A 16,393-nucleotide genomic window follows, 5' to 3' on the forward strand; every position below is an offset into this window, starting at 1 on the left:
CGGTCAGTGGCTCATCAGCACGAAGCGTTTGGGGTGATGCAGCAGGTCGTTTGTGACGCCCCCGAACGCCCACTCGGCAAGCCTGTTGTGACCGTAAGCGCCGGCGACGATCAGGTCGGCGTCGTTCAGGTCGGCGATCCGATCGAGCTCTTTGACGACATCGTCGTCCCTGGCGGTGGTGACACCGGACCTGGCGGCGATCCCGCGGCGCTTGAGCGAGGCGACCACATCGTTGACCTGGAAGGCCGCGGATTCCACGTCGTCGGCAGCGCAAACGGCCTGAACCACGACGGTCTCCGCCCGCTGCAGGAAGGGCATGGCGTCGGCTACGGCGCGCCGCGCCTCGCGGGTATCCTTCCAGGCGACGACGATGCTGGCGGCGCGCAAATGACGACCGGCGTCGGGCGCCACGAGCACGGGGCGTCCGCAGCCCAGGACCACCTCGCCTGGGTTGGCGGTACGATAGTGGGAGGCCGTCCGGGCCACGGGGCTCACGACGACCAGGTCCGCCGCCCTTGAGGTCTGGACCAGGGCTGCACTCGGAAACGCCTGCACCGTGCGCCATTCCATATCGAGGCCTGCGGCGTCGCGCCGGAACGCCGCCTCCGCCGCTTGCAGATGCCGCGCGACTTGCTCTTGAGCCGCCACGATCCACTCGCCCATCAGCAGGCCGCTGTAGGGCTCAGCCATGAACGCGGCATCCAACGCCTCCGCGCCCAGGCCGATCAGATGCGCGTCAAAGTCGCGCGCAAGCGCCGCGGCCACCTCGGTGCGATGGGAGGCCGACAGTTCCGGCTCCACGTGAACGAGGATGTTGGCGAAGGTGGCGGGGGCTGTCCGCCGGTCGGCGACGGGGCGGGTCTGGGTCTCTGACATTGGAGCCTCCAGCGAAGCGGGGCCGCCGCAGGTCGGGGGCCGCTCAAGCTGGGAGGGAACCTAGTGTCGACCGCGGCGCCTGGCGTTGAGCTGGATCAAGTTGCGCCGATCACGCGCCGCAGAGGCGCTGCAACAGGGGCGTTCACTGAGCCGAAGGCGGCTTCGGGGCGTCTTCGGCGTTCTGCCACGTGGCCAGCGCCTCCACTTCCAGCTCGAGAAGGTTGGCCACGACCTTCGCCTGCAGCGCGCTGAGATTGCCCGCCGCGAGCAGATGCCGGAAGCGTTCGATGTTCTTACGGAGAATGAAATCCGGCTGCACGTCGACCTCCCGGCCTTGGGGTCTGCAGGCCAAAGCAGCATATCACCAAAGATGGTGGAGCGCCCCGGAAAGGTTTCCGGGGCGCTCGCCAGCCTGCAAAGCAAGGGGGGTCAGTCTGCCGGCTGGATCTCGATGGACTTGGTCTTGGCGGTTCCGTTCTTCGGCGCGGTCAGCTTGAGCACGCCGTCCTTCATCGTGGCCGTGATCTTCCCGGCCTCGACGCTGCGAGGAAGGGTGACCGACCGGGAGAAGGCGCCGTAGGTCCGTTCTGAGAGGCGATAGTCCTCCTCCTTGGTTTCCTTCTCGGTCTTCTTCTCGCCGCTGACAGTCAGAACGTCGTCCTCGACGGCGATCTTCACGTCGTCCCGGGTCATGCCTGGAAGTTCCAGCGAGATCTCGAGGCCACCCTTGGTGTCGCGAATGTCCATCTTCGGCGCCAGCTCGACGTCGGCGAGCGCAGCCCAGCCGCTGCCCAGCTGATCGAACAGGCGGTCGAATTCCCGTTGAATGGGTGCAAAGGCATTGCCGGCCGATCCGGCGATCCTGGGCAGGAACTGTACGGGCGAGCGATGGACCGTCATGGCGGTGCTCCTATGCGCAGAAGTCAGCGTCAAAGGAGCATGGTGCGGGCGAGGGGAACTTGACGCGGATCAAGACCTTGGTGAATCCGGCATTCAGCGTTCCGCCAATCGCGGCAGCGGGTTCGGAACTTGCGGTGGGCATTCGCATTAAACAGCAAAGCTGACGCCCTTCTCGGGGCGGCGGACATTGCGCTTGGCTGAGTGGTCTAGCTGAGTTCGGGGGGCCGAGAATGTCGGATACAGAGGGCGCGGCGGCGCCGTCGCTCGGGCTGAGCTTTCTCGCCGGCCGCGGGGTGATGCGTTCGCTCATCCGAGCCCACGACTGGGCCGCAACCGAACTTGGCCCTCCCGAAAGTTGGCCGCAGAGCCTGAAGACCGCGGTGGGTATCATGCTCACGTCGCGCCAGCCGATCTGGATCGGCTGGGGGCCGAAGCTCCTCTACCTCTACAACGACGCCTACCAGTCGATCATCGGCGGCAAGCATCCTTGGGCGCTCGGACGGCCGACGTCGGAGGTCTGGCGGGAGATCTGGTCGGATATCGGACCCCTGTTGGCGACGGCCATGAAGGGTGTCGAAGGGACCTACGTCGAGGAGCAGCTCCTGATCATGGAGCGCAACGGCTACCCGGAAGAGACCTACTACACGTTTTCCTACAGCCCGATCCCGGACGATGAAGGAAGGCCCGGCGGCATCATCTGCGCCAACACGGACGACACCCAGCGCGTCATCGGCGAACGGCAACTGGGGTTGTTGCGCGAGCTGGCCACCGAGACCGTCGACGCCCACGATTGGCGCCAGGTCTGTGAGCGCAGTGCGCGGGCATTGCGCGCCCATCCGTGGGATGTGACCTTCGGCCTGGTCTATGCCAGCGAGGGCGACGCCGGGACGTTGGTGTTGGCCGGAACGACCGGCCTCGCCCCTGGTGCGCCGGGCGCTGCAGACGCCATTGACGCGGATCAGACTTCGCCGTGGCCGGTGGCGAGCGTCCTGACGAGCCACGAGGCGCAGGTTGTCGAGATCGGGGATGACGTAGCCGCGGTCCTGCCGCCCGGCGTCTGGGATCGGTCCAGCCGCAAAGCTGCTGTGCTGCCCATTTCATCGGGCGACGCCAGGCGTAGCGGTGTGCTCGTCGTAGGGCTCAATCCGTTCCGGCTCTTCGACGATGACTACCGCGGCTTCCTGGGCCTGGTGGCCGGCCAGATCGCGGCCGCATTGGCCAGCGCCGGCGCCTACGAGGAAGCGCGCCGCCGCGCGGAGGCCCTGGCCGAACTCGACCGGGCCAAGACGCTGTTCTTCTCCAACGTCAGCCATGAGTTCCGCACCCCGCTGACACTGATGCTGGGCCCGCTGGAGGATATCCTGTCCGGCAACGCGGAGGCGCAGGATGTGGCCGGCCAGGTCGCGCTGGCCCACCGCAACGGCGTACGGCTGCTGCGGCTGGTCAACAGCCTGCTGGACTTCTCCCGCATCGAGGCTGGCCGCGTCCGCGCCGTCTTCGAACCGACCGACCTCTCGCAGTTCAGCGCCGAGATCGCGTCCAGCTTCCGGTCGACGGTGGAGAAGGCGGGCCTGGCGCTGCGGCTGGACTGCGCGCCGCTGTCGCAGCCGGTCTACGTCGACCGCGAGATGTGGGAAAAGGTGCTCCTCAACCTGATCTCCAACGCCTTCAAGTTCACCCTCAAGGGCGAGATCGGGGTCTCGGTAGCGCCGGCGAGCGACGGCCGCGGCGTAGCGATCAGGGTGCGCGACACCGGGATCGGCGTTCCCGCGGCCGAGATTCCACGCCTGTTCGAGCGGTTCCATCGCGTGGAGGGCGCCCAGGGGCGCAGCTTCGAGGGCAGCGGTATCGGGCTGGCCCTCGTGCACGAGCTGGTGAAGCTGCATGGCGGCGACATCGCGGTGGAGAGCGAGCCGGGCCGGGGGGCCACGTTCACGGTGACCCTGCCGTTCGGTCGCTCGCATCTGCCGGCCGAGCAGGTGCAGGAAGAGGGACCGGCCCCACGGGCCGGCGCTCGGGCGCAGGAATACGTCGAGGAAGCGCTGCGGTGGCTGCCAGAGGCCGCTTCGACGATCGAGGCCGGCGGGGAGTTCTCGACCTCGGGCATGCGGGCGCTCGCGGCGCCCGATGGCGCGCAGCCAGGAGCCGGGAAGCGCGTACTGCTCGCCGACGACAACGCCGACATGCTTGGCTACGTCTCTCGGCTGCTTGAGGGTCAGGGCTACATCGTCGAATCGGTGTCCGACGGCGCCCTCGCGCTCGAATCCGCTCGCAGGTCGCTGCCTGATCTCGTGCTGAGCGATGTCATGATGCCGAAGGTGGACGGCTTCGACCTGCTGCGCGGGATCCGCGGTGACCCCGCGCTGGCCGGCGTCCCTGTGATCCTGCTGTCGGCGCGGGCCGGCGAGGAGGCCAAGGTCGAGGGCCTGGAAGCGGGCGCCGACGACTACATGATCAAGCCCTTCGCGGCACGAGAACTGCTGGCGCGAGTGAACGCGAACATCCAGATGGCGGAGGTGCGCCGCGAAGCGAACCGGGCGGTGTTCCGGAGCGAGCAGCGCTACCTGATGACCCAGGATCGGTTGTTGCTGGCGTTCTCGACCGGCCGGGTGTCGGTGTTCGAGTGGGACGTGGACAGCGACCAGCTCACGCTGCAGGGCCCGTTGGCCCAGGCGTTCGGGGTTCCGCTGGAGCGCGCAGCCGAGGGTCTGCCGCTGGCCGCCTTCCTGGCCGGAATTCATCCGGAAGACCGCGAGCGCGTGGTCGCCGCCGTGGACCATGCGGTCGAGACCCGCTCGACCTACCGTGAGGAGTATCGCCTCCAGGGCCTGCCGGAGGAGCGGCGCGTGGCGGTCCGTGGGCAAGTGGAGGCGTCAGGGCCGGACGGCTTGCGGATGACCGGGGTCATCATCGATGTGACTGAAGAGCGGGTGGTGCGTGCGGCCCTCGAAGACCAGACCCGGGCCCTCCAGATCCTGAATCGCGCCGCCGCGGCGGTGTCGGGCAATCTCGACCTGGAGCAGCTCGTCCAGACCGTCGTGGACGCAGGCGTAGAGGTTACGGGGGCCCAGTTCGGCGCGTTCTTTTACAATGTCGTCGATGAGGCGGGGGAGCGGTACACGCTGTACACGCTGTCCGGCGCGCCGCGCGAGGCGTTCGATCGCTTCCCCATGCCGCGCAACACGCCGGTCTTCGTGCCGACGTTCGAGGGGACCGGTGTCGTCCGCTCCGACAACATCCAGGAGGACCCGCGTTACGGGCAGGTCGCGCCGCATCATGGGCAGCCGGACGGGCACCTGCCCGTCGTCAGCTACCTAGCGGCGCCGGTGAAGGCGCGCAGTGGAGAGGTGCTGGGCGGCCTGTTCTTCGGTCACGCCGAGCCAGGCATGTTCAGCGCGCTGTCGGAGGAGCGAATTGTCGGTCTGGCGGCCCAGGCGGCGGTGGCCATGGACAACGCCAACCTCTTCCAGGCCGCGGGCGCGGAGTTGGCGCAGCGTCGTCGCGCCGAGGCCGAACTCCAGGCGCTGAATGCGGCGCTGGAGGATCGTGTGGCCCGGGAGGTCGCCCAGCGCACCCGGGCGGAGGATGCGCTGCGCCAGGCCCAGAAGATGGAGGCGGTCGGCCAGCTGACGGGCGGCGTGGCCCACGACTTCAACAACCTCCTGACCGTGATCATCGGAGGGCTGGACACAATCGCCCGTGCGAAGCCCGGCGACGAGGCGCGCATCCGCCGCGCGCTCGACATGGCCCAACAGGGCGCCCAGCGGGCCGCCAGCCTCACCACGCGACTGCTGGCCTTTTCGCGGCGCCAGCCTCTCGAGCCCAAGCCGCTGGAGCTGAACCGGCTGGTCCGGGACATGACCGACCTGCTGCACCGGACGCTCGGCGAGCAGATCGAACTGGAGGGTGTCCTCGCGCCGCGGCTCTGGACCGTCGAGGTGGACCAGAACCAGCTCGAGAGCGCGATCCTCAACCTGGCGGTCAATGCGCGCGACGCCATGCCGCGAGGCGGCCGCCTAACCATCGAGACGGGGAATACGTCGCTCGACGAAGCCTATGCCGCAACGGACGCCGAGGTCATCCCCGGACAGTACGTGATGGTCAGCGTCAGCGACACCGGTTCAGGCATGTCGAAGGAGACCGCCGGCAAGGTGTTCGAGCCCTTCTTCACGACCAAGGAAGTCGGGCGCGGCACCGGGCTTGGCCTGAGCATGGTCTACGGTTTCGTCAAACAGTCCGGCGGCCACGTGACGCTCTACAGCGAGGAAGGCCAGGGCACCTCGGTCAAGCTCTACTTCCCGCGCCACTTCGGCGAGGCGAATGCGGCGGTGCAGGAGGTGATCCATGCGGCGCCGCACAGCAGTGATGGCGAGACGATCCTGCTCGTCGAGGACAATGAAGAGGTGCGCGCCTACAGTTCGATGATCCTTACGGAACTGGGGTACCACGTCATCGAAGCGGCGGACGCCGATCAGGCGCTGGCCGTCCTGGAGTCCGACCGGGTGGTGGACTTGCTGTTCACCGACGTAGTTCTCCCAGGCCGCAGCGGCCGCGATCTTGCGGACGCCGCCGAGGGCCTCCGGCCTGGCCTGAAGGTGCTCTTCACGACCGGCTACTCGCGCAACGCGATCGTTCATCAGGGGCGCCTCGACGCAGGCGTTCAGCTGATCACCAAGCCGTTCACCTTCGAGCAGCTGGCGACAAGGGTCCGCGACCTTCTCGACCGCCGATCGACGCCCGCACAGCGTTGAACAGTCGAGACTAAGCACCTTCGTTTTCGGCGCCGCCATGACGCACCGCGGTCGAGCGCCACAGGCTGACGATGCCGGCGCACAGGGCCAGTAGCGCCGCAAGCCCCAAGCTGCACTTCATCGCAGTGTCGAGGGATCTGAGGCTGAAGAAGAGCGCCACTGCGAGCGCGCCCAAGGTCTGCCCCGTGACCCGCGCGGCGCCTTGCATGCCCCCAGCCGCGCCGCTGCGCCCGGCCGGCGCGGAGAGGAACATGTTCCGGTTGTTCGGGGACTGAAACAGTCCGAAGCCGATCCCGGCGAGCATCAGGCATGGGACGAGCGTCGCCGGCCTCGTCACGTCGATCCAGAAGCCGGCGCCCGCCAGCCCTGCGGACAAGGCCGCGCCGCCAAGGCCGCAAAGCCAGGCGGTCGAGAGCCGGTCGGAGAGCCGGCCCGCCACCAGGGCGGCGGCCGCCACGCTCAGGGGCCAGACGGTAATGTAGAAGCCGGCGGTGAGCGCCGCCTGGTGAAGCTGGTGCTGCAGCAGGAAGGGCATTGCCAGGAGGCCCGCGGACTGCGCGGCGAAGCAGCAGGTCGAAGCGAGCACCGAAAGGCGGAAGGACCTGCCGCGGAGCAGATCGAGCGGGAACATCGGGTTGGATCGCGGCGCCTCGCGCCGCAGCAGCAGCAGGAACGCGAGGCCGCCGCTTGCGAGGCAGGCGAGCCCTGCCCACGGCGCGGTCGTCACGGCCTGCGCGCCGAGGATCACCAGCGCGAAGGCCAGGGCGTTCAGTCCGGCGCTGGCTGCGTCCACGGGCGTGTCGCTCCGCGGCGTGGCGGGCAGGGCCCGCGTGCCCGCCAGCACCATCACCGCGACCGGCAGGGTCGACAGGAACAGCCCGCGCCAGTCGGTCGCCGCCAGCACGAGGGCGCCGAGGGCCGGCGCCGCGGCCGAAGTGAGGGCCACGTTCAAGGCGTTCCAGCCGATAGCCCGGCCCAGGTGGCCCTTCGATACGGTGAACCGAAGGAGGGCCATCCCCAGGGCCATGATTCCGGCGCCGCCCAGGCCCTGGAGGACGCGGGCTGCGATGAGCCAGGGCAGGCCAGGCGCGAAGGCGGCCGCCGTCGACGCCGTTGCGAATACCGTCACACTGAACGCAAAGACGCGGCGATGGCCGTAGCGCTCGCCCAGAGCCCCCAGGGGCAGCAGCGCCATGACCATGCCGGCCTGATAGGCGGTGACCACAAGGATCGCACGGGCGGGCGAAACGCCGAACGCCTGCGCCAGGCCCGGTAGGGCGACGTTGACCATCCCTGCGTCGACCACCGCGAGGGCCATCGCTCCCAGGACGGTGGTGATCGCCACGGCCCGGCGCGGACCCACCGGCAAGCGTCCGCCGGCCAACTCTGTCGCGAGCAGGCCGGTCACGCCGCCGCCGGCGTCCAGAGGCCGCCATCGTCGACATAGCGCGTGAGCCGACGCTCGACGCGGTCCTCGACCCTCAGATCGCGCTCGGTGAAGCGGAAGAGCAGCGCGGTGGCGCTGAGGCAGCGGGTATCGTGGATGTCTCCCGGCAGGTAGGCGAACGCCTGGCCGGCTCGCATTATGGTGCTGTCGCGCTGAACCAGCCGAATGCGGCCAGTGGCATCCTCGACGCGGCCGTAGGTGCGCATCTCGATCTCGCCGCGCTGCAGGCCGTAGACGACCCACGCGCGGCCGTGGTCGTGCGGCGACCGGAAGAGTCCCGCGGTCTCGGTGTGGGCGAGTAAGACGAACCCGTGAACGGGGTCGCGGTGCAGCTCGCGGTTCGCGGGCGCCGTCCTGTGCAAGCCGGCGAGCCACGGCTCCTCAGGCGACGCCAGGGCGAGGGCCTCCATCTGCGCGCGGCAACCGGTCACGAGTTTGGTGGTGAGAGGCCCCCATAGGCCCTGCACACCGGCAATGAACGTCTTGAGAGTGTCTTTCATGGCTGCGCCTCCGTCTCTTGGAGGTGAAGCTAGTGGCCGCTCATGTCTGGCGGAACGCGCACTGTTTGCAGGTTATCATTGCGTCTGACGCTATATCTGAGCGAATCTCGCGAGGAGCCTATGCAGGGACCCGACCTCAATCTTCTCGTCACCCTGGACGTACTGCTTGCCGAGGGCAGCGTGGCGCGGGCTTCGCGCCGGTTGCGGCTGAGCCCGTCGGCCATGAGCCGCGCCTTGGCGCGGCTGCGCGAAGCCACGGGAGATCCCCTGCTCGTGCGCGCGGGACGTGGGCTCGTCCCCACGCCAAGGGCGGATGTCCTGCGCGGTCGCGTCCATGACCTGGTGCAGGAGGCCCAGAGCCTCCTGCGCCCGGTGGAGCGCGTCGATCCGGGGACGCTGGTCCGCGCCTTCACGCTACGTACGGCCGACGGCTTCGTGGAGCGCTTCGGGCCTGGCCTGATCGCCCGGGTCAGCGCTGAGGCGCCGGGGGTGCGGCTGAACTTCCTGCCAAAGCCGGACAAGGACAGCGGCCCGCTGCGGGAGGGTCGCGTCGACCTCGAAACTGCAGTGGTCGACCCCGCCATCGGCCCCGAGCTGCGGGTACAGGCTCTCTTCCGCGACCGGCTGGTCGTGGCCATGCGGCCCGAGCATCCGCTGGCCGCGCGCCCGGTCACACGCGAGGACTACCTCGCCGCGCGCCACGTGGCCGTTTCGAGGAGCGGCTTCGAGGAAGACGCCGTCGAACGGCCGTTCCTGCCGCCAGGGATGACCCGTAAGATCAGCGCTGTCGTGGGCGGATTCGCCACGGCGCTCTCGTTGGCGCGCACCGCCGACCTCATCGCGACCGTGCCGGAGCGCCACACCGCAACGCTCCGTCACGGCATGGTCACCTTCGCGGTGCCAGCGCCCACGGAGGATTTCACCGTCTCGATGCTTTGGCATCCGCGCCTGGATGGCGACGCCGCGCACCGCTGGCTGCGTGGCCTCGTGCGCGACGTGTGCGCCACGCAAGTCGCGCATGAGTAGGGGAATACCTGCCGGCGGGCACGACGCCGCCTGGCCGGGGTCACTCAGGCTAAGGACCCGTCTGCCCGTCTGCGCGATCGGCCAGCAGCGCGGCCACACCGCGCGCGATGACCGCCTGTTCGTCGGTGGGTATCACCAGCGCTTTCACCCGGCCGGGGAGGCTGATCTGGCGCGCGCCGCCGGTGTTGGCCTGCGCGTCCAGGTGAACCCCGAGCCACGCGCATTGCTCGACGATGCGCGCCCGGATCAAGTCGGCGTTCTCGCCGACGCCGGCGGTGAACACGAGGGTGTCCAGGCCCCCCAGGGCCGCGGATAGCGACCCGATCTCGCGGGCGATCCGATAGACGTACACCTCGAGCGCCTGGCGCGCGTGCGGCAGGTCGCTGGCCAGCAGGGTCAACATGTCGCCGCTCAGCCCCGAGAGGCCGAGCAGGCCGGACCGGTGATAGAGCAGGTCCGTCACGGCCTCGACGCTCATGCCCTTGGCGTGCAGCAGGTGCAGGACGACCCCGGGATCGAGGGAGCCGCTGCGGGTGCTCATCGGCGGCCCCTCCAGGGCCGAGAAGCCCATGGTGGTGGCGACGCTCTGGCCCCGGGCCAGGGCGCATAGCGAGACGCCGCTGCCAAGGTGCAGCACGATCGCGCGACCGCCGGCCTCAGGCCCTTCCTGCTTCCGCAAGGCGCCCGCAATGTAGTCGTAGGAAAGGCCGTGGAACCCGTAGGCCAGCACGCCCTCGTCGATCAGGTCGCGGGGGAGGGCGTAAAGGCGCGCGACCGCCGGCTGGCCCGCGTGAAAGGCAGTGTCGAACACGCCGACTTGAAGCGCATCCGGGAAGTGGCCGGTCGCCAGGGCGACGCCTCGGAGGTTGAACGGCTGGTGCAGGGGCGCCAGCGGGGCAAGCGCCTCGAGGCGGCCCATCACGGCCGCGCTCAACGCCGTCGGCTCGCGGAAGTCGAGCCCCCCGTGCACGATGCGGTGCCCGACGCCCACGAGCCCCTCGCGCCATCCCGCCCGGTCCAGCCACCCGAACGTGCGCTGCAGCACCGCATCCAGCGCGTCCGTCCCCGTCCAGGCTTCGTCCGCCACAACCTCCAGGCCCACCCGAGCCTGCAGGCGTGGATTGCCGTGGAGACCGGACACTTGTCCCGAGAGCCGAAGCGGAAGGTCGCCCGTGGCGTCGTAGACCGCGAACTTCAGGCTCGACGAGCCCGCGTTCAGGGTCAACAGCCGCGGCGCGGTCATCGGACGTACTTGCTCGGCATATGCTGGCTTACGAGGATGGCAAGCGCGCAGGACGCCAAGCGCGAGGCCTCGGGATCGGAGCGACTCGTCAGGATGATTGGAACCCGTGCGCCCATCACGATCCCCGCCGACTGCGCGTTGGAGAGATAGAACAGCTGCTTCGCCAGCATGTTGCCGGACTCGATGTCCGGCACGATCAGGATGTCCGCCTGGCCCGCGACCTCTGACCGAATGCCCTTGGCCTTCGCGGCCTCGGCCGAGATTGCGTTGTCGAACGCCAACGGCCCGTCCAGCTTCCCGCCGACGATCTGTCCGCGCTCGGCCATCTTGCAGAGGGCGGCGGCGTCGATGGTGGAGATCATCTTCGGATTGACCGTCTCCACCGCGGAGAGGATGGCGACCTTCGGCTCCAGGACGTCCATGGCGTGCGCGCAATCGATGGCGTTCTGGACGATGTCGCGCTTGGTGGCGAGGTCCGGCGCGATGTTCAGGGCCGCGTCGCTGACCAACAAGGGGCGCGGATAGCTCGGCACGTCCAGCACGAAGACGTGGCTCATGCGGCGGTCGGTGCGCAGACCGGAGTCGGCCGCCACCACGGCTTCCAGTAGCTCGTCCGTATGCAGCGCGCCCTTCATGAGGGCGGCGACCTCGCCGCTCGCGGCCAGCTCGCACGCCCGCGCTGCGGCCTCGTGGCTGTGCGCGACGTCGATCAGTCGGAATCCACCGAGGTCGATACCGGCCGCGTGCGCGGCCGCGTGCACCCGCGCCGACGGCCCGATCAGTATCGGCTCGATCAGCCCGCGCCGGGCGGCCGCCACCGCGCCGATCAGGGACAGAGCGTCCACAGGATGAACCACGGCCGTGAGCAAGGGGGGTTGAGCCTCGGCCATGCGCATAAGCCGCTGCAACTGCGTTCCAGCCGCCCCCGAGGTCGGCTCCGCGAGGTTCGAGGCTTCACCGGCCAAAGGACACTCCTATCCGCACGCCGCGATCTCCGGATCGCGCCTTGCGGAAGCCTAGCCCAGGGGGCGCATGGCGTCCCCGAAGTCCATGCGTTCCATCAAACCGTAGCGCGCCGCCACCTCCGATGCGGAAGACCTAGCGGAAGGGCAGGCCGTGCTTCAGGCCGAGTTTCTGGAACGCGATCGCTGCCGGGCAGAAGCCCGTGAACGCCGACTGGATGAGGTTGGCGCCGGCGAACGCACTGAGGAGCGCCCACCACGGGCTGACAGCGTAGGCCAGGATCAGGCCGGTTAGGATCACGATGCCCGCGAACAGCAGGACGGCGCGCTCGATGGTCATGGGGGCTCCGATCTCAGGTCTTCAGCTTGTGGGCGCCGAGGAGATCGAGCGCCATCTTCTCGAAGACGGGCTCGCCTTCGCCGCGGCGAACCTTGCCCAGGAAGTACTTTTCGAAGCCCACCTTGGCGAGGTGGACCCAGCGGCCCTCGGCCGACCAGTTCACGTTGCGCGGCGGGAGCTGCGGCTGCGCCATGAAGGCCACGCCGCCATCGCCGAAGTCGGCCAGGCAGATGGCGTTCCACGTGGCCTCGGCGGTCGCCGGTCGGCCGTCGAGGAGCGCTGCGAGGTTGCGGGCGATGGCCGTCACCATGCTCTCGATCATGAACCCGGTCTTCGGCACGCCCACCGGCACCGGCGTCTTGCCAATAGGCGGGATCGCCACCGTCACGCCGAGCGCCAGGATGTTCGGGAAAGCGGGGTTGCGTTGGTTGGCATCGATCAGGACGAAGCCTCGCGGGTTGGTCAGGCCTTCGATCCCGCGGATCGCCGGGACACCGCGGAAGGCGGGCAGCATCATGGACAAGGCGAACGGAAGTTCATGGTGAACCTTCACGGACCCGTCCTCGGCCACCTCCTCGACGTCGAGCACGCCGGCTTCGGCCTTCAAGACGCGGGCATTGGTGATCCACTTGATGTGGCGGTTGCGCAGCTCGCTTTCGAGCAGGCCCTTGGTGTCGCCGACGCCGTCCAGGCCCAGGTGGCCGATGTAGGGCTCGGAGGTCACGAAGGTCATCGGGACCTTGTCGCGCAACTTGCGGCGGCGCAGCTCGGTGTCGAGGATCATCGCGAACTCGTAGGCCGGGCCGAAGCAGGAGGCTCCCTGCACGGCGCCCACGACGATCGGGCCGGGGTTCTGGACGAAGGCCTCGAAGGCGGCCGCGGTCTTCTCGGCGTGATCCACGTGGCAGATCGACTGGGTGAAGCCGACTTGCGGCCCCAGCCCTGGAATCTCGTCGAACGCCAGCTCCGGTCCCGTGGCGATCACCAGGTAGTCGTAGGCGAGGTTCGCCCCGTCGTTCAGTTCGACGCGATTTTCGGTCGGGTGGACCCGTCGCGCGCCGACGCCGATGAAACCGATCCCCTTCTTCTTCATCACCGGCGGCAGCTCGATCTCGATGTCGCGCCGCGCGCGCCATCCCACCGCCACCCACGGGTTCGAGGGCACGAAGTGGAACGTGTCGCCCTGGCTGACGACTGTCACGTCCGCCTTTGAGCCGACCGCCGCCTTGATCTCGAAGGCCGCGATGGTCCCGCCAAGACCGGCTCCCAGAATGGCGATCAGGGGCTTTTTCATCCTGCCATCATGACCGTCCGCACGCCCCTGACATTGAGCGAGGTCAAGGCTGGCGGACGATGATCGCCGTATCCAGAGCCGCAACGACCTGAGGCACGCTGCCTCGGTCCTGACAGTGAGATTTCAGATGCCCGGTAGCGCGCTCCATGACTTCAGTCCCACCGAAGTCCGGGCGATGCTCGAGCGCGATGAGATCGTGCTGATCGACGTACGCGAGCCGGCCGAGTTCGCCGCCGAACGCATCCACGGTGCGCTGAACTTCCCGTTGTCCACCTTCGACGCCCGCGCCCTGCCCAGCGGTGGTCGCGAGCGCGTGGTGCTGCAGTGCGGCTCGGGCAAGCGCTCGGCCATGGCCGTCGAGCGCTGCCAGGCCGCGGGCCTCGACGTCGATGCGCACCTAGCCGGCGGGATCACGGCCTGGGTCCGGGCCGGCCTGCCGACGGTGCGGCTGGACAGCGACAGCGGCGCGATCCTCGACCCGCGCTGAGACCGTAAGGAGCCCGCCATGCGCCGAACCCTCAGCCTGCTGGTCGTCGCGGCCTTGTCCATGGCCGCTTGCGGGAAGGCCCCGCAGCGGGTCGACGCTCCGAGTGTGGAGACGAGTGGCGAGCGCCTGACACTCGCAAACCAGACCATCTCCGACTTGAAGCCGGTGGCCGCCACAGTGACCACCAGGGATATGGCCGAGGCCAGGGCGCGTATCGGCGGCACGCTGTCCAGGCTATCGGTCAAGGAGGGCGACCTGGTGCGCAAGGGCCAGGTCATCGGCATGGTCACCGACCAGCGCCTGGCCTTTGAGGCCCGCGCCTATGGCGCCCAGGTTGCTGCCGCCGCCGCCGAGGCCGAGCGCGCAGCCGCCGAGCTCAAGCGGGTCGAGGTGCTGCACGGGCAAGGGTTCTACGCCACCGCCCGCCTGGAACAGGCTCAGGCTGGCGCACGCGCCGCCCAGGGCCAGCTCGACGCCGTCCGCGCGCAACGCTCGGCCGCGGGCGAACTCGTGGACCAGGGCGCGGTGCTCGCCCCCGCGGACGGTCGCGTCCTGCGCGCCGAGACGCCGGCGGGATCGGTGGTCAGCCCCGGCCAGTCTGTCGCCACGATCACCGCTGGCGCTCCGCTGCTGCGGCTCGAGATTCCAGAGGCCCAGGCCCGCGCGCTGAAGGTCGGCGACACGGTGGCCGTCGTGGTCGCGGACCTGCCGGGGATCGCGCCGACGGGTGTCATCGACCAGATCTATCCCGCTGTCAGTGGTGGTCGGGTCGTCGCCGACGTGAGCGTCCCGCACCTCGATGCCAGCCTGGTCGGGCGACGGGTGCGGGTGCGCGTGAAGGTCGCCGAACGCGCGGCCGTGATCCTGCCGCGCCGCTTCGTCTCCACCCGCTACGGCGTCGACTTCCTGCGGGTCGCCGGCCGCGATGGACGGGCCGCCGACGTCGCGGTTCAGGTCACGCCGGGGCCCACCGCAGATCAGGTCGAGGTGCTGTCCGGCGTAGCTGCCGGCGAGGTGGTGATCGCCCCGCCGCGCGCGCTCGCGGAAGGCGGCCCCCGATGAGCCTGGGCCTCTCGGGCCGTCTGACGCGGGCGACTATCGCCTCGCCGCTGACGCCGCTCTTCCTGCTGGCCGCTATCGCCATGGGTCTGCTGGCCCTGATGTCGATCCCGCGCGAGGAGGAGCCACAGATCAGCGTGCCCATGGTCGACATCATGGTGCATGCGCCGGGCCTGCGCGCGCCGGACGCCGCTGAACTGGTGGCCAAGCCATTGGAGACGATCGTCAAGAGCGTCGACGCCGTCGACCACGTCTATACCCAGGTGGAAGACGACCGCGTCCTGGTCACCGCCCGATTCAAGGTGGGCCAGGACCCCGACGACGCGGCCGTGCGCATTCATGAGAAGGTGCGCGCCAACATCGACAAGATTCCGGTCGGTATTCCCGAGCCACAGATCGTCACCCGCGGCATCAACGACGTCCCGGCCATGGTGCTGACGCTGACACCTAGGCCCGGCCATGCCGAGCGCTGGACCGACCAGGCGCTCTACGACTTGGCCGGCAAACTGCGCACCGAGGTCGCCAAGGTCGACGACGTCGGCCTGACTTTCATCGTCGGCGGCCGGCCCGACGAGATCCGGGTCGAGCCGGATCCTGAACGGCTTTCCCTGCGCGGCGTGCCGCTGAACGCGGTGATCGAATCGGTCCGCCAGGCCAACCGCAGCTTCCCGGCCGGGGCGATCCGCGAGGGCGGTCAGGCGGTGGACGTCGCCGCCGGGCGCACGCTGGAGTCCGCCCGCGACGTCGGGCTGCTGACCGTTGCCTCGGTGAGTGGCGAGCCGGTCTATCTGCGCGACGTGGCCGCCGTGATCCAGGCCCCGCGCGAAGACCAGGCGCGGGTCTGGCGCTATGCCAGGGCTGACGGCGCCTGGAACCAGACCCCCGCCGTCAGCCTGGCGATCGCCAAGCGCGAGGGCGCCAACGCAGTCGTGGTGGCCGACCACATCCTGCAGCGGGTCGAGGCGCTGAAGGGCCCGCTGATCCCCGACAGCCTGGAGGTAGCCGTCACCCGCGACTACGGCGAGACCGCCAACGAGAAAGCCAACGAACTGCTCTTCCATCTCGGACTGGCGACGGTGTCGATCGTCATCCTGATTGCTTTCGCCATCGGCTGGCGCGAGGCGGCGGTGACCGCCTTCGTCATCCCCACGACCATCCTGCTGACCCTCTTCGCGTCGAACCTCATGGGCTACACGATCAACCGGGTCAGCCTCTTCGCCCTGATCTTCTCGATCGGCATCCTGGTCGACGACGCCATCGTGGTGGTCGAGAACATCGCCCGCCTCTGGGGCATGAACAACGGCCGATCGCGCCGTCAGGCGGCGGTCGAGGCGGTCGCAGAGGTGGGCAATCCCACCATCGTCGCCACGCTCACGGTGGTGGCGGCGCTGCTCCCCATGCTGTTCGTCTCCGGGCTGATGGGCCCTTACATGGCGCCGATCCCGGTCAACGCCTCGGCGGCCATGGTCTTCTCGTTCTTCGTGGCGATGGTGATCGCGCCCTGGCTG

14 protein-coding genes are annotated in these 16,393 nt (G+C 69.1%); 5 read left to right on the forward strand and 9 right to left on the reverse strand.

Annotated features, from left to right (window positions below; all coding sequences use genetic code 11):
• Positions 1-3 precede the first annotated feature (3 nt).
• From QZV94_RS10740 to QZV94_RS10750, 3 genes are all read right to left on the reverse strand, one after another.
• A complete protein-coding gene (locus tag QZV94_RS10740; RefSeq protein WP_293677848.1) occupies positions 4-876 on the reverse strand; it encodes a universal stress protein in 873 nt (290 codons plus the stop codon).
• 142 nt (positions 877-1,018) lie between these two features.
• Positions 1,019-1,195 (reverse strand): hypothetical protein, encoded by a 177-nt coding sequence (locus tag QZV94_RS10745; protein WP_293677849.1) that lies wholly within the window; start codon positions 1,193-1,195, stop codon positions 1,019-1,021.
• Positions 1,196-1,305: 110 nt separating this feature from the next.
• The gene (locus QZV94_RS10750) at positions 1,306-1,776 is read right to left on the reverse strand and encodes an Hsp20/alpha crystallin family protein (protein WP_293677850.1); all 471 of its coding nucleotides are present in this window, start codon (positions 1,774-1,776) and stop codon (positions 1,306-1,308) included.
• Between the two features lie 230 nt (positions 1,777-2,006).
• On the opposite strand from QZV94_RS10750, the gene QZV94_RS10755 reads away from it, so the two are divergent.
• On the forward strand, positions 2,007-6,527 hold the full coding sequence (locus QZV94_RS10755) for an ATP-binding protein (protein ID WP_293677852.1): 4,521 nt from the start codon (positions 2,007-2,009) through the stop codon (positions 6,525-6,527).
• A gap of 10 nt (positions 6,528-6,537) precedes the next feature.
• Here the strand turns inward: QZV94_RS10755 and QZV94_RS10760 are convergent, their stop codons facing one another.
• Positions 6,538-7,935, reverse strand: a complete 1,398-nt coding sequence (locus QZV94_RS10760; RefSeq protein WP_293677853.1) for an MFS transporter — start codon at positions 7,933-7,935, stop codon at positions 6,538-6,540.
• The gene (locus tag QZV94_RS10765; RefSeq protein WP_293677854.1) at positions 7,932-8,474 is read right to left on the reverse strand and encodes a hypothetical protein; all 543 of its coding nucleotides are present in this window, start codon (positions 8,472-8,474) and stop codon (positions 7,932-7,934) included. The genes QZV94_RS10760 and QZV94_RS10765 overlap by 4 nt, the downstream gene beginning before the upstream one ends.
• A gap of 120 nt (positions 8,475-8,594) precedes the next feature.
• Between QZV94_RS10765 and QZV94_RS10770 the strand changes: the two genes are divergently transcribed.
• The gene (locus QZV94_RS10770; RefSeq protein ID WP_293677855.1) at positions 8,595-9,500 is read left to right on the forward strand and encodes a LysR family transcriptional regulator; all 906 of its coding nucleotides are present in this window, start codon (positions 8,595-8,597) and stop codon (positions 9,498-9,500) included.
• A gap of 49 nt (positions 9,501-9,549) precedes the next feature.
• On the opposite strand, the gene QZV94_RS10775 is transcribed toward QZV94_RS10770, so the two are convergent.
• The 4 genes from QZV94_RS10775 to QZV94_RS10790 all read right to left on the reverse strand — a co-directional run bounded on the left by QZV94_RS10775 (position 9,550) and on the right by QZV94_RS10790 (position 13,339).
• Positions 9,550-10,743, reverse strand: a complete 1,194-nt coding sequence (locus QZV94_RS10775) for an acetate/propionate family kinase (RefSeq protein ID WP_293677856.1) — start codon at positions 10,741-10,743, stop codon at positions 9,550-9,552.
• The gene (locus tag QZV94_RS10780; RefSeq protein ID WP_293677857.1) at positions 10,740-11,708 is read right to left on the reverse strand and encodes a bifunctional enoyl-CoA hydratase/phosphate acetyltransferase; all 969 of its coding nucleotides are present in this window, start codon (positions 11,706-11,708) and stop codon (positions 10,740-10,742) included. Before QZV94_RS10780 ends, QZV94_RS10775 begins: the two co-directional genes overlap by 4 nt.
• A gap of 133 nt (positions 11,709-11,841) precedes the next feature.
• Entirely contained in the window at positions 11,842-12,045 is a 204-nt protein-coding gene (locus tag QZV94_RS10785) for a DUF2892 domain-containing protein (RefSeq protein WP_293677859.1), read from the reverse strand.
• Positions 12,046-12,058: 13 nt separating this feature from the next.
• Entirely contained in the window at positions 12,059-13,339 is a 1,281-nt protein-coding gene (locus tag QZV94_RS10790; RefSeq protein WP_293677860.1) for an FAD-dependent oxidoreductase, read from the reverse strand.
• Between the two features lie 127 nt (positions 13,340-13,466).
• Between QZV94_RS10790 and QZV94_RS10795 the strand changes: the two genes are divergently transcribed.
• The 3 genes from QZV94_RS10795 to QZV94_RS10805 all read left to right on the forward strand — a co-directional run.
• Positions 13,467-13,826 carry a rhodanese-like domain-containing protein gene (locus tag QZV94_RS10795; RefSeq protein WP_293677862.1) on the forward strand — a complete coding sequence of 120 codons (360 nt, stop codon included), beginning with the start codon at positions 13,467-13,469 and terminating at the stop codon, positions 13,824-13,826.
• A gap of 18 nt (positions 13,827-13,844) precedes the next feature.
• The gene (locus QZV94_RS10800; protein ID WP_293677863.1) at positions 13,845-14,888 is read left to right on the forward strand and encodes an efflux RND transporter periplasmic adaptor subunit; all 1,044 of its coding nucleotides are present in this window, start codon (positions 13,845-13,847) and stop codon (positions 14,886-14,888) included.
• Positions 14,885-16,393, forward strand: a 1,509-nt coding sequence (locus tag QZV94_RS10805) for an efflux RND transporter permease subunit (RefSeq protein ID WP_293677864.1), incomplete at its 3' end; no start/stop codon positions are given. The genes QZV94_RS10800 and QZV94_RS10805, both read left to right, overlap by 4 nt.

Origin of the sequence: uncultured Phenylobacterium sp., assembly GCF_902826855.1 — a bacterium.
Classification (GTDB): domain Bacteria; phylum Pseudomonadota; class Alphaproteobacteria; order Caulobacterales; family Caulobacteraceae; genus Phenylobacterium.